The sequence below is a fragment of the Flavobacterium humidisoli genome (genome assembly GCF_023272795.1).
GTDB classification, from domain to species: domain Bacteria; phylum Bacteroidota; class Bacteroidia; order Flavobacteriales; family Flavobacteriaceae; genus Flavobacterium; species Flavobacterium humidisoli.
This window is the reverse complement of the sequence record NZ_CP096829.1, coordinates 653,431-667,079: the sequence shown is the minus strand read 5'-3', so window position 1 is coordinate 667,079 and position 13,649 is coordinate 653,431. Positions and strand designations below refer to the sequence as shown.

The 13,649-nt window shown below is 32.5% G+C and carries 15 protein-coding genes; 9 read left to right on the top strand and 6 right to left on the bottom strand.

Translation table 11 applies throughout. The features are described from left to right. The first annotated feature begins 185 nt into the window (after positions 1-185). The 3 genes from M0M44_RS03155 to M0M44_RS03145 are packed head-to-tail and all read left to right on the top strand — an operon-like array spanning position 186 to position 2,093. Positions 186-1,031 carry an alpha/beta fold hydrolase gene (locus M0M44_RS03155; protein ID WP_248728468.1) on the top strand — a complete coding sequence of 282 codons (846 nt, stop codon included), beginning with the start codon at positions 186-188 and terminating at the stop codon, positions 1,029-1,031. 5 nt (positions 1,032-1,036) lie between these two features. Next, a complete protein-coding gene (locus M0M44_RS03150) occupies positions 1,037-1,510 on the top strand; it encodes an RNA polymerase sigma factor (protein ID WP_248728467.1) in 474 nt (157 codons plus the stop codon). Further along, positions 1,497-2,093 carry a hypothetical protein gene (locus M0M44_RS03145; protein ID WP_248728466.1) on the top strand — a complete coding sequence of 199 codons (597 nt, stop codon included), beginning with the start codon at positions 1,497-1,499 and terminating at the stop codon, positions 2,091-2,093. Before M0M44_RS03150 ends, M0M44_RS03145 begins: the two co-directional genes overlap by 14 nt. A 72-nt stretch (positions 2,094-2,165) precedes the next feature. Here the strand turns inward: M0M44_RS03145 and M0M44_RS03140 are convergent, their stop codons facing one another. Next, the gene (locus M0M44_RS03140; RefSeq protein WP_248728465.1) at positions 2,166-2,564 is read right to left on the bottom strand and encodes an MmpS family transport accessory protein; all 399 of its coding nucleotides are present in this window, start codon (positions 2,562-2,564) and stop codon (positions 2,166-2,168) included. 167 nt (positions 2,565-2,731) lie between these two features. On the opposite strand from M0M44_RS03140, the gene M0M44_RS03135 reads away from it, so the two are divergent. The 3 genes from M0M44_RS03135 (at position 2,732) to M0M44_RS03125 (ending at position 6,152) form a co-directional block, all read left to right on the top strand. Continuing rightward, entirely contained in the window at positions 2,732-4,744 is a 2,013-nt protein-coding gene (locus M0M44_RS03135; RefSeq protein ID WP_248728464.1) for an ATP-binding protein, read from the top strand. Continuing rightward, the gene (locus tag M0M44_RS03130; protein ID WP_248728463.1) at positions 4,734-5,363 is read left to right on the top strand and encodes a response regulator; all 630 of its coding nucleotides are present in this window, start codon (positions 4,734-4,736) and stop codon (positions 5,361-5,363) included. The genes M0M44_RS03135 and M0M44_RS03130 overlap by 11 nt, the downstream gene beginning before the upstream one ends. A gap of 102 nt (positions 5,364-5,465) precedes the next feature. Next, positions 5,466-6,152 (top strand): zinc metallopeptidase, encoded by a 687-nt coding sequence (locus M0M44_RS03125; protein WP_095928287.1) that lies wholly within the window; start codon positions 5,466-5,468, stop codon positions 6,150-6,152. Between the two features lie 146 nt (positions 6,153-6,298). Here the strand turns inward: M0M44_RS03125 and M0M44_RS03120 are convergent, their stop codons facing one another. From M0M44_RS03120 to M0M44_RS03110, 3 genes are all read right to left on the bottom strand, one after another. Continuing rightward, positions 6,299-6,769, bottom strand: a complete 471-nt coding sequence (locus M0M44_RS03120) for an Lrp/AsnC family transcriptional regulator (RefSeq protein WP_008465121.1) — start codon at positions 6,767-6,769, stop codon at positions 6,299-6,301. Positions 6,770-7,034: 265 nt separating this feature from the next. Next, entirely contained in the window at positions 7,035-7,784 is a 750-nt protein-coding gene (locus M0M44_RS03115; RefSeq protein ID WP_109190797.1) for a uroporphyrinogen-III synthase, read from the bottom strand. 14 nt (positions 7,785-7,798) lie between these two features. Continuing rightward, positions 7,799-8,467 (bottom strand): DUF4271 domain-containing protein, encoded by a 669-nt coding sequence (locus M0M44_RS03110; RefSeq protein WP_095928285.1) that lies wholly within the window; start codon positions 8,465-8,467, stop codon positions 7,799-7,801. 107 nt (positions 8,468-8,574) lie between these two features. Here M0M44_RS03110 and M0M44_RS03105 point away from each other — a divergent pair, with 107 nt between their 5' ends. The 3 genes from M0M44_RS03105 to M0M44_RS03095 are packed head-to-tail and all read left to right on the top strand — an operon-like array spanning position 8,575 to position 11,149. Next, positions 8,575-9,300: a polyprenol monophosphomannose synthase gene (locus M0M44_RS03105; protein WP_095928284.1), complete on the top strand. Its 726-nt coding sequence runs from the start codon at positions 8,575-8,577 to the stop codon at positions 9,298-9,300. A gap of 10 nt (positions 9,301-9,310) precedes the next feature. Beyond that, a complete protein-coding gene (locus tag M0M44_RS03100; protein ID WP_248728462.1) occupies positions 9,311-10,651 on the top strand; it encodes a dihydroorotase in 1,341 nt (446 codons plus the stop codon). 9 nt (positions 10,652-10,660) lie between these two features. Then, complete coding sequence (locus M0M44_RS03095; RefSeq protein WP_248728461.1) at positions 10,661-11,149, top strand: DUF4296 domain-containing protein; 489 nt, start codon at positions 10,661-10,663, stop codon at positions 11,147-11,149. On the opposite strand, the gene M0M44_RS03090 is transcribed toward M0M44_RS03095, so the two are convergent. Together M0M44_RS03090 and M0M44_RS03085 are read right to left on the bottom strand one after the other, a co-directional pair. Then, the gene (locus M0M44_RS03090; protein WP_248728460.1) at positions 11,144-12,145 is read right to left on the bottom strand and encodes an NAD-dependent epimerase/dehydratase family protein; all 1,002 of its coding nucleotides are present in this window, start codon (positions 12,143-12,145) and stop codon (positions 11,144-11,146) included. The genes M0M44_RS03095 and M0M44_RS03090 overlap by 6 nt on opposite strands. 136 nt (positions 12,146-12,281) lie before the next feature. Further along, positions 12,282-13,517, bottom strand: coding sequence for a porin family protein (locus M0M44_RS03085; protein WP_248728459.1), 1,236 nt, complete (start codon positions 13,515-13,517; stop codon positions 12,282-12,284). Positions 13,518-13,649 lie beyond the last annotated feature (132 nt).

Here is a 13,649-nt window from a genome sequence, read left to right as displayed (position 1 = left end):
CCTTTGCACGTAAAACACCCTAGCGTTCCTTGCATAAACCTTTGTTTACTTTGAGGTTAAAAACCCGCACGAACATTGGGATTTTAAATTTTTTCATTAAAAAAATAAATTAAGTTGTAACATTTTAATAGTTGCCGTATCAAAAGCATGGATCCGATTTAATTAACAACTTAAAACTATTAAAAATGAAAAAGTATATCATCTTAATTATCGCATTCTTATTCTCAGCACTATGTCTAAATGTTTTTGCACAAACAAAACAATTTCCGTTTGAAGTTCTTAAAACTGGAAATGGAGAACAGTCTATTATATTTATACCTGGTTTTGCATCTTCTGGAGATGTTTGGAATGAAACTAGAACGACATTTGAAAATAAATTCACTTGCTATACCCTTACAATGGCTGGTTTTGCTGGAAGAAAACCACAGCCGAATGCTTCATTCGAAAACTGGAAGAATGGAATTGCCAATTATATCAAAGAAAATAATATTGAAAAACCAATCTTAATTGGCCATAGCATGGGTGGCGGATTAGCGCTTGCCATTGCAGCAGATTATCCAGATTTGATCAGTAAAATTGTGGTGGTAGATGCGCTTCCTTGTTTGGCAGCTTTAAGTGATCCTGCTTTTAAATCAAAAATGGATAACGATTGTTCTTCAACCGTAAATCAGATGACAGGAATGACCAATGATCAGTTTTATGATATGCAAAAAAAGACAATGCCAAGACTTTTGGCTGATGCTTCTAAGCTAGATATGGTTGTAGATTGGAGTGTAAAATCAGATAGAACAACTTTTGGGCAAATGTATTGCGACTTTTATAATATTGATTTAAGAGAAAGAATTGCACAGATTAAATGTCCCGCTTTAATTTTATTAGAATCTTATTTTATAAATTTAAAACCAACTATAGAAGGTCAGTATAAAAATTTGAAAACGGCCAATTTTAAATACGCTACTAATGGACTGCATTTTATTATGTACGATGATACAGCTTGGTACTTAGAGCAATTAAGCACTTTTTTAAAATAGGAAGAATGGAATTTGAACAAATCTACAAAATGTATTGGGATCGAATTTTTAGGCTCTGTATGGGTTTCGTGAATGATTATGATGCTGCTCAGGATTTGACCCAGGAAACTTTTATAATTGTTTGGCAAAAGCTGGAAACCTTTAGAAACGAATCGGCTATTGGAACTTGGATTTTCAGAATAGCTTCCAATAACTGTCTAAGGCAGATAGAAAAACAAAAACGTTTTCCGAAATCAGAACTTCCTATTCATCTTTCAGAAGAAAAACAGCATTCGATAGAACCTCAGATTCAATTCTTGTATAAATGTATTGCTGAGCTTCCGGAAACCGATCGTATTATTATTTCATTAGAATTGGAAGACATTAAACAAAATGAAATCGCAAAAATTGTCGGACTTTCTGAAGCCAATGTTAGAGTGAAAATCCATAGAATAAAAGAAAAACTGACTCAAAAATTTAAAGAAAATGAACAACGATAATAATATAGATTTTAAAGATTTATGGAAAAAACAATCCGTAAGTCAGCCAGACCTGACCGATTTGCTGGCGCGATTAACTAAATTTAAAAAAGCGGCTTTGCGTAGTTTATGGATGATCAATATTATGCTTTCAGTAACAAGTCTCTTTATTGTTTTTATTTGGATATATTATCAGCCACAATTTATTTCGACTAAAATCGGAATTGTGCTTACCATTCTTGCTATGGTCGTTTATGTGTTTGTCTATAATAAGTTAATGAGCGATTATAAAAATATAGATTCTACACAGACCAATCAGGAATACCTTCAAAAACTGATTGCGATAAAAAAGAAGCAACAGTTTCTCCAAACCAAAATGATGAGTTTTTACTTTATAGCGCTAACAGTTGGAATTTGTTTATATATGTACGAATACGCTAGTAGAATGAGTGCTTTAGGAGCAAGTTTAACGTATGGAATCACTTTGCTTTGGATGTTGTTCAATTGGTTTTACATTCGTCCGAAACAAATTAAAAAACAGCAGGAAAAAATAAATACCTTAATTGAAAAGTTTGAAGAAGTCAACAATCAATTAAAATCATAAAAAAAAAAAGAAGCTTCGTAAAATCCTCTACGAAGCTTTCTTTTTACCAAAAACTTAAATCTAAATTCTAAACTATTTAAAAACGTACGGTGTAAGAGATAATACAATTATTCCGTCGCTATTTGCTGTCACAGTTAATTCATTCTCTAATTTTCCTCCAACGTAAAGTTTTCCAGTTAATGTTTGTCCAGCGACACCACCGTATCCACTGGCGCTTAATGATGCTCCCATAGATTTCGCTTCAGCAGTAAATTCTTTAGTCCAAGGAAGTTTGGTCAAGTCTTCATTTAATGCATTCCCTCCTTTTTCAAAGTAAGTAACTGAAGCTGTTCCTGTATAATTTCCAGTTATTTCATATTTAACATCTCTTGATCCACTTCCTGAGCCATTATCATCATTATCGCTGCTGCAAGAAACTGCTGTAAAAGCAAGAGTCATTACAATTGCTAAGGTTTTCAAAATTGATTTCATAATAAAATTCTTTAATTAAAATTCATAACTTAACAAAGTTAGACGCTTATCCTGCGGACGGCAATACCTGATAAAATGTATTTTTTATTACCTGATATCAGGTAAAAGCAAGTGATTTTTTTTTGAAAGTCGTTAAGCTTTAATAACTTTGAGTAAATGCCACATTTATGAAGAAACTCTACGCCTTATTCTTTTTTTTATTTTTCACTGCAATTTCCAGTTCGCAAGTAATTCTTTCATTAGATGATGATACGATTTATATTGACAGTATTGTTAAAATCACAAAAAATACAAAATCCGACAGCGTCAAAAGTTTGAATAGTTTCAGATTGTCAAAACTATTTTTAATGGCGCAAGATGCAGAAAAATCAAAGACATATCTTGATCAAGCGAATCGTCTAAAAGTGAAATTTCCTTTTTTAAGAGATGCTTCTGTTTTTTACAATGCGTACAGCTTTATAGAAAAAGGCGATTTAGAAGGTTTTGAAAAAGCTTTACTAGATGCAAACGCAAAACTTAAAAAGTATCGTAATAAAGAAGCATATAAACTTCGTGCCGTGATACTTCAGAACTACGGTATTATGCAGCAAAGGAGGAATAATGAAAACGCTTATATGAAATTGCTAGTCAACGAAGCAATTCCTATTGCTAAAAAAAGTGGAGATTACGAATTGATAAGTGCTTTAAATAAAGCTGTTGCCATTATTTTTATGAATAATGAGGAGCGCGAAAAAGCAGCAGAATATCTAGATCAGGCGCAGAAATATATTGAAAATGCCACGAAAAAATCAGCAACTTTAGCTGAGTCTAAGATGGAGACGTATATTATAAATGCAGAAAATTTAGTGGAGCTAAAGCATTTTTATGATGCTAAAGAAATTCTGGACAAGGCTTATGCGACATTAGAAAAATACCCAGAATCTAATCTAAATGATTCTTATTTTTATTCGGAAGGGCTTTATTATGCGAAACAAAATAAGCATAATGAGGCATTAGTAAGTTTTGAAAAAGGAATCAAATCTGCTGAAAATCACAATAATGCGATTGCAGTAAATAGACTAAAATTTGCAGAATATGAAGTGCTTTTTAAACTGAAGAATTACGGAAAAGCCAAAAGCAATTTGGAATACCTAATAGCAAAAACGCCTTTTATAGTAGATAAAAAGAATTATTACAAAGAGTTGTCTAAAGTTTACAACGCGACTAAAGAATATCCGAAAGCGTATTATTATTCGAATAAGTATAACGTAATAAATGACAGCCTTAACGATGCTAAACTGAAAAGCGAAATTGTTGAGCTCGAAGCAAAATATAAGAAAGCAGAAAGCGAAAAAAAAATCGGTCTGTTACAATCCGAAAATGAAAAAGCGGTTTTGCAGGTTAATAATAATCGCTTGAATATGATGCTTTTTGCAGTGCTTTCGTTTGTATTGTTTTTGACTGTTTTGTTTTTGTGGAGTTGGAATAATTATCAGAAAAAGATAAGTTTTCAAAAAGAAGTAAACCATAAACAAGAACTGGAGGCATTAGAGAATCAACAGAAATTATCCGTTTCAAATGCCTTGATTGAAGGAGAAGAAATTGAACGAAAAAGAATTGCAAGAGATTTGCATGACGGACTCGGAAGTATGCTTTCTGGATTGAAAATTCATTTGAATCTTGCTGAACGTGAAAATAATGAAAACGTTTCTAATATAAACGGAATGCTGAACGATTCAATAAAAGAACTTCGTAACATTTCTCAGAATTTAATGCCTGAAAGTTTAATGAAATTAGGGCTTGAACATGCTTTAAGGGATTTATGCGTTTCTCATTCAACAGCAGAAACAACAATTGAATTTCAGTATTTGATTAAAAAAACAACTTTGCCACAGCATATTAAAATTATGATTTTCAGGATTATTCAAGAACTTTTAAATAATGCTTTAAAATATGCAAAAGCCTCTAAGATTTTAGTTTCCTGCTCTCAAAATAAAGATGTATTTTTTATAACAGTCGAAGATAATGGAATTGGTTTTAATGTAGAATATGCAGAAAAAAGAGACGGAATGGGCTTGCGAAATATTAAAAACCGTGTGGCTTTTTTAAACGGAAAATTAGAAATTGATTCTGTCCTTGATAAAGGGACTTCAACTTATATTGAATTAAAATATAACCCAAATCATGATTATGAAGTATAAAACGGTAATAGTAGACGACCATCCAATTGTGATTTCTGGAATTGCGGGCTTGCTTTCGGAGTTAGATAATATAGAAATTGTAGAAAAATTCGAATCGGGAATTGCGCTTTTAGATTATATAGAAGACAGTAAAGTTGATTTGATTTTAATGGATATTTTTCTGCCCGTAATAAACGGAGTTGATCTGTGCAAAACAATTAAGCAAAAGCATCCTAAAATTGTAATTATAGGAATGAGCAGCCAGTCTGAAAGAAGTCTGGTTATGCAGTTTATCCAGAACGGAGGAAACGGATATATTCTTAAAAATGCTTCTTTCGATGAATTTAAAAACTGTATTTACAAAGCAATTGACGGCGAAATTGTTTTTAGTGAAGAAGTAAAAACTATAATCAGTCAGCCTTTGTCTGAAGATTTGGAACGAATTCCGGGTTTGAGCCGAAGAGAAAGAGATATTGCATTGTTACTTTCGCAAGGAAAGTCGACTCAAGAAATCGCTGATGATTTATTTTTGAGTTTTTTGACCGTTCAAACTCATCGACGCAATATTCTTCAGAAATATAAAATGAAGAATGTGGCAGAATTAATTGCTTTTCTACTTAAAAACAACATGTTGAATTAAGTCAAAAATGGTAAAATAATGTCAAAATGGCATTTTGTTAAAATGGTTCGCAATTTGCAGTTTGTTTTGTAAATTTAAAAATCAATCTAAAAACATAAAAAAATGGGATCAGGATATTTAATTATTGCTGGAGCTATAATGCTTTTCAGTTGGCTGGTAAGCTCGCAGCTGAAAAGTAAGTTTGAATTATATTCGAAACTGCAATTAAGAAACGGAATGAGCGGAAGAGAAATTGCTGAAAAAATGCTTGCCGATAACGGAATCACAGATGTTCGTGTTATTTCGACACCAGGCCAGTTAACAGATCATTATAACCCTTCAGATAAAACAGTAAACTTAAGTGAAGCAGTTTACAACCATCGTAATGCAGCTGCTGCGGCCGTTGCAGCGCACGAATGTGGTCACGCTGTGCAGCATGCAATTGGTTACGAATGGTTGACCATGCGTTCTAAATTAGTACCAATCGTAAGCGTAGCTTCAAATTATGTACAATGGATTTTAATTGCGGGAATTTTAATGATTAAAGTTTTTCCTGGATTATTATTAATCGGAATTATCATTTTTGCCGCAACCACTTTGTTCTCGGTTATTACGCTTCCGGTAGAATATGATGCAAGTAATCGTGCTTTGGCTTGGCTAGAAAACAAACACATGCTTACTCAAGAAGAGCAGGCAGGAGCAAAAGATGCTTTAAAATGGGCAGCAAGAACTTACGTAGTAGCTGCAATTGGTTCGATTGCAACGTTGCTGTACTATATATCAATTTATTCTGGAAGCAGAAGGAATTAATTATTTAATTGTAATAATTAGTCAATTAGAAAATTTATAGCAAACCCGACAGGTTTTTTAAACTTGTCGGGTTTTTTATTTTTGAGAAATTATCTAATTGCCGGATTTTCTAATTGAATAAATTATCAAATTGTCACATTTTCTAATTAAAGCTGTATTTGTCTATCAATCTGCTGATCTAGTGATATAAAAGTTTCTGTTCTTGAAACCCCTTCAATTGCTTGAATTTTGGTATTTAAGAGTTGCATTAAATGTTCGTTGTCACGACAGATAATCTTAATTAAAACAGACCAGTTTCCAGTGGTATAATGGCATTCTAAGACTTCGGGTATTTTTCTAAGTTCTTTTACGGCTTCTGAGTTTCTCGAAGCTTTATCCAAATAAACTCCAACAAATGCCATTGTATTGTAACCTAAAACTTTTGGATTTACAGTAAACTTAGAGCCAGAGATTACGCCTGATTGTTCCAGTTTTTTTAATCTCTGATGAATCGCGGCTCCAGAAATTCCGATTTTATTAGCGATTTGCAAAATCGGTTTTCGAGCGTCATCCATAAGATAACGAAGAATTTCTTTGTCGATTCCGTCAATTTCAATTAAGAGGGAGTTGATTTTCATAACTTACAATTTGTAACTATTTTTTGTGATTTGGGTTTTGAATAGAAATCAAATGTAATTAAAATGCTGAACAAAAGAAAACTCCAATATTGAAATTCCAAATTCCAAAACCCAAGTCTAGGTCTCAAATTAAAAACATAGTTCGCGATTTTACTACAATAGGACGTATAATAGAAATCCTAAAAACAAAAAATCCAAATCCCAATGATTAGTTGGAATTTGGATTTTTATCCCGAGGCTTCGGGAGTATATTTTTATTCTTAGGTTATTTTCCTTTGTTGGCTTCTGCTACATATTTTTCTAAAGCCATTGTCATAGAAGGAGTTTCAGGAGTTGGAGCAAGAATATCAATTCTTAAACCATGATCTAGAGCTTCTTTTTGAGTTGTGCTTCCAAATACGGCAATTCTGGTATCGTTCTGTTTAAAATCTGGGAAATTTTTAAACAATGATTTAATTCCTGTTGGACTGAAAAAAGCTAAAACATCATAATAAACGTCAGCTAGGTCAGATAAATCACTCATTACAGTTCTGTAAAAAATAGCTTGTGCCCAATCTACTTTTAAACTGTTTAATGTAACAGGAGCATCTGCATTTAATTGGTCAGATGCAGGAAGTAAAAACTTCTCGTCTTTGTACTTTTTAATTAGCGGAGATAAATCTGCAAAATCTTTTGCTCCAACGTAAATTTTACGTTTTCTGTACACAACATACTTTTGAAGGTAAAACGCAACAGCCTCAGATTGACAAAAATATTTCAATCCTTCAGGAACTTTGTAACGCATTTCATCAGCCACTCTAAAAAAATGATCTACAGCATTTCTACTTGTTAAAATGATCGCAGTGTAATGATTAAGATCGATTTTTTGTAATCGAATCTCTTTTGCGCTAACCCCTTCTACATGAATAAATGGTCTGAAATCAATTTTTATTTTGTGTTTTTGTTGGAGCTCAAAGTAAGGAGAATTCTCCACTTTAGGTTCAGGCTGTGACACCAAAATTGTTTTCACTTTCATATTATAAATATTTACTAAGCACTCCCTTTTGCTATCCAATAATAGAGAAAATAATAAGGGGCTATTTCAAGAGCGCAAAGATACAAAATAAAATAAAATAACTTACCGATTATTACGTTTTGATACGTTTTAATTGAAATAAAGTAAGAGTATACACTAATACACAGCGAAATACCTATGATTGCTAGCGGAATAATCTGCGGAATATTGTTGTAATAAAACAAAATGGCATTGATTGGAAGGATTAAAACGCCTATATAAGTCCTGTAGGTTACCTTTTGTAAGTTAAATAGCTCTACAAAATCGTCAATATTGAATGAAGCTGCTACAATTTTTTCAATTAAATACTTTCCTAAAATGAAATAAAGCAGAAAAGTGGCAATCTGGATGAATAGAACCCAGTCGGTTTTTGAAGCGTATCCAAAAGCATTCATTGTAAGCAGAATGAAAAAGGCAAACGATACAATTTGTACAAAAAATAAACCAACTGTAAAGCTGTTTTTCATGTGGCTGTTGTCTCGATAAATTTTAGCGTATTTATCAGAAAAAATAAGTTTACTAAACTCACTAAATCTTGTTTCGTAAGCCGATTTTGTCATGGCAACAACGGCAAAGGTCACCACAAATAAAAGTGTTGCCCAGTCCTTGTTTTCGATTATTCGAGGATGAAGTTGTTCAATCATAGCGATACAAAATTAGTAATTTTTTGATGCAATACTTTTATTATATATTTATTATGAATCAAATGCTATAAAAAGTTTACTTTTGCGGTGAAATTACCGAGAAAAAAATGAATGATAGTATTGTCATAATTCCCACTTATAACGAAATTGAAAACATAGAAAGTATAGTTAGAGCTGTACTTTCGCAGCATAAATCTTTTCATTTGCTGATTATCGATGATAATTCTCCAGATCATACTGCTAAAAAAGTGATCGCTTTACAGGAAGAATTTCCAGGAAAACTTTTTTTAGAACAAAGAACAAAAAAGTCTGGATTAGGAACTGCATATGTTCATGGCTTTAAATGGGCTTTGGAGCGCGACTATCAATTTATTTTTGAGATGGATGCCGATTTTTCGCATAACCCAAATGATTTAGAAAAATTATACGATGCTTGTCATTTTGGCGGAGCAGATTTGGCAATTGGTTCTCGTTATGTAACGGGGGTAAATGTTGTAAACTGGCCTCTAAGCCGAGTTTTGATGTCTTACTTTGCCTCTGTGTATGTAAAATTTATTACCGGAATGAAAATTCATGATGCTACTGCAGGTTTTGTTTGTTACAAAAGAGAGGTTTTAGAAAAAATCAATCTGAACAAAATAAAATTTGTTGGATATGCGTTTCAAATCGAGATGAAGTACAGAACTTATTGTGCTAAATTTCAAATTACCGAAGTCCCAATTATTTTTACAGATCGAACAAAAGGAGTTTCTAAAATGAGCAATGCGATCATTAAAGAGGCGATACTTGGAGTAATTTCACTTAGAATAAGAAAATTAGTCAATTCATTATAAATCAACCAAAATGAACAGGATTTTAATAAAGAATGCCAAAATTGTAAACGAAGGGACAATTGTTGAAGGTGATGTTTTAATTGAAAATGATCTGATTGTTGAAATTGCAGACAGCATTTCATTAAAAACTTCAGATTGTATTGTAATCGATGCTGAAGGAAATTATTTAATGCCTGGCGCAATAGATGATCAAGTGCATTTTAGAGAACCAGGTTTAACACATAAAGGAGATATCGAATCAGAATCTCGTGCTGCTGTTGCAGGAGGTATTACTTCTTTTATCGAACAACCCAATACAGTTCCTAATGCGGTTACTCAGGAAATCTTAGAAGATAAATATCAAATTGCATCTCAAAAATCATTTGCGAATTATTCGTTTATGATGGGTGCGACAAATGATAACTTGGAAGAAGTTTTAAAAACAAACCCAAAAAATGTTGCTGGGGTTAAAATTTTCTTAGGTTCATCAACTGGGAATATGTTAGTTGATAATGAAGCGGTTTTAGAAAAAATCTTTTCGAGCACTCCAATGTTAATTGCAGTTCACTGTGAAGACGAGACTACAATTAAAAATAATCTGGCTGCTTTTAAAGAGCAATATGGAGACGATGTTCCAGTTACGGCACACCATTTAATTAGAAGTGCAGAGGCTTGTTATATTTCTTCTTCAAAAGCAGTAGCTTTAGCTAAAAGAACTGGAGCAAGATTGCATATTTTCCACCTTTCAACTGCGAAAGAAATGGAATTATTTACGAATAAAATTCCATTAGAAGATAAAAAAATTACGGCTGAGGTTTGTGTACACCACCTTTGGTTTACAGATGAAGATTATAAAACAAAAGGAAATTTCATTAAATGGAATCCTGCGGTTAAAACTGCCGAAGATCGTGCAGAACTTTGGAAAGCCTTAAACGACGGAAGAATTGATGTAATTGCAACCGATCACGCTCCTCATACAAAAGAAGAAAAACAGCAGTCTTATTTGAATGCGCCTTCTGGAGGTCCGCTTGTTCAGCATGCAGTTGTAGCAATGTTCGAAGCGCATCATCAAGGAAAAATTAGTGTGGAGAAAATTGTGGAGAAAATGTGCCACAATCCAGCTAAGATTTTTAAAATTGAAAAAAGAGGTTTTATAAAAGAAGGATACTATGCCGATTTGGTAATCGTAAATCCAAGTTTGCCTTGGAGCGTGAAACCTGAAAATATTTTATACAAATGCGGCTGGTCTCCATTTGAGGGTTATACTTTTAAATCTAGAATCACACATACTTTTGTAAACGGTGAATTGGTTTATAATAACTTTAAAGTAAAAGATATCAAAGCGGGTAAAAGATTATTGTTTGACAGATAAAAAATAACTATGAAGAATTTTATAGTAATAATATTGGTTTTGTTTCTTTCTATAAGCTGTAAAAAGGAAGTTGTACAACAGCCTGCAAAGCTTATTGAGAAAGACAAAATGATTGATATTATGTATGATTTGTCTCTTTTGGAAGCGATGAGATATCAGAAACCATTGTCTTTGGATTCTATAGAAAATGATCCGACGAAATTTATTTTAAAGAAATATAAAGTAGATAGTCTTCAATTTGCTCAAAACAACATGTATTATGCTTCAGATTATGAAAATTATAAAGACATGTTTGACCAAGTGAATAAAAGAATTTCTGTAAACCAGCGAGCGGCAGATTCTTTAGCTAAAATTGATGAGAAAAAAGCAGCTAAGGAAACTAAAAAGAAAGCACAAGAAGTTTCAAAAGATTCTGTGAAGAAAGTAACTCCTAAGGTTAATGTCGATTCTATAAAAAGAGCTCAAATGCAAATGCAAGACAGAAGAAAAAGACTATAGCTTAGAACTGTCTTTAATATATTGATGAATATTAGTAAAAACCGTTCCTAGAGCGGTTTTTATTTTTTCATTACTATACAAATTTTTTGAGTACGAAGCTTTTGCTGTTGTTTTTGTAATGCTTCTTTTTCTGAAAAATAAAGTAGAAAATATTCCATCAGTAATCCACAAGAAATTCATTAGGAAAGGCTTTGCATGAATGTGTGGTCTTTTTACTTTTAAAGTGTCAGAAACGGTATCTAAAAGATCCTTAAAAACAATATTGTCTGAGATAAGCGTGAAACGTTCGTTTTTTATTTCGCTTTTCATCAATTCAAGACTTGTTTTTGCAACATCGTCAACCGAGATAAAACCCGTGCTTCCCAGTGTGTAGAATGGAAGTCCTTTTGAAACTTTTCGATAAATTTCACTACTGCCTTCGTCAAAAATATCCATCGTTTTTGGCGGACCTAAAATAACTCCTGGATTTACAATAATAACATTTAAGCCTTCTTGATGCCCTCGCCAAACTTCCATTTCGGCACCATATTTAGAAATAGCGTAATCGCTATGCGGTTTCTCGGGATTCCAATCTGTTTCTTCTGTAATGTGTGTTTCGTGAGGAGCAATATCTCCTAAAGCGGCAATTGAACTGATATAGCAAAACTTTTCTACTTCTTTGGCAATAGCAAAATTGACCATATTGGCAGTTCCTTCGATGTTGGTTTTTCTAAGGATTTCTTCGTCTTTGGGTTCAAACGAAATAAAAGCTGCGCAATGATAAACTTGTTTAATGTCAATAAAAGCAGTTTCAAGTGAAGGTATGTCTAGAATATCGGCTTCAAGCCAATTAATCTTTTCAAACAAATCTGCTTTTTTATAAAAATCAAAAACCGATTTTGTTTTTTCAATTTTGTTTTGACTTCTGTAAATAGCCCGAACATTTTCTCCATTTTCAATTAAATGAAGTAATAAATGTGCACCAACTAAACCAGTTCCTCCAGTTACTAATATCATGTTGTAAAGATAGTACTTTTGAATAAATGAGGTTTGGTTACAAAGGTAGTTGTTGATAAAATTAGATAAAAAAACAGTTTATAGAAATCATTAATTTCTGTAAACTGTTTAATTATTAAGTTATAAAAAAATTGGCTTAAAAAACCGTGTATGAAAAGATAAAATCAACAGAGCCATAGTTTGCAGCAAGATCGCTATACTCGGCCATTAAATCTTTTTTGGTGTTTAATCTTGCTTCTATACCAAATTTATCTTTAAAATTATATCCAAAACCAAAGGCTAGATTAGATCCGGCTGTGCTTTCACTAACTCTATCTTTGTCGTAGACAACTTTACTTTTGCCCGCATCGAAAGTAAATCCTGCGTTGATAAAGAATTTTGAATTTTTGTCCAAGAAAAGGTAGTGGCGAATTCCCATCGGAATCTGTATTCCGCTGTATTCTACATCTACTTCATGTTCCTCTAAAGGAGATGTAGGGAAAAGACCAGGAAGGCTATAGCTTTTTTGATTTTTGTATTTCTGGTATGTCGGATTTAAAAATACGCTCCATTTATTTTTGTTGAATGGAAGAATATATTCTGCTTCAAGACCAATTTTAAAATTGGTTTTATTGTCTAATTTTATATTGCGGTACGGTAGACCTTTACTGTCCATGGATAAAGAAATTAAGCTTATTCCTGGAGTAATTTTAATATGGAAAATGTTTTTCTCTCCATCAGCTGATGCTTTTGTAGTTTCCGTGTCAGGAGAAATATTGTTGAATTTTATAAAATATTTCGTCAAATCAGATTTTGTGTAAGACAAGTTTTTAATGTCGTTCTCAGTAGTGTTTGACGATCTTACATTTAGGTTTAACTGCTGCTTATAATAGTTGTTCTCCTTAAGATTTTTACTGGCATTTTCATTTTGTGTTTCAATGTATCTAAGGTACACAAGCTGTTCAAGAGGCACTTCTTTCGTTTCATAAAAATATCTGAAAAGATTTGCTTCTCTATAAGAATATAATGATGCTTCGCCAGTAACTAAAACACGAAGAAAAAGTGTGCTTTCTTCCCAAACTGGTTTTCCTGTTTGTGATATCTTGGATAAGTCATCAGTTGAACGATCTATCTTTACTTTTGCCCTTTTGAAGGTGATAGTGTTTCCAATACCAAATTCAGAAACGTTTGCAATAGTTTCGGTTATATAGTCCTTGTCGTTTGGATCTATTTTGTACCTAAAATCAGTTGGATTGTCTTTCCAGTCTAAGTTTCGAATTAAACATTCTGTTCGTTTTCCATTGTTAGAAATAAAGTATCCTTTTTCAAAAGTAACCTGTGCATTCATGAAAGTGCAACAAAGAAAAAGAATAAGTAAAAAAGTTTTTTTCATTATTAGTAGTTTTTTTGGGAGGCGAAACTAAGAAAAAAACTATATGCATCTTTACGGGTTTCCGTAAACTAATTTATTTAATAGATGTATTTAATATATCCTTTGTTTAAATGATTAAATTTTATGGAAATA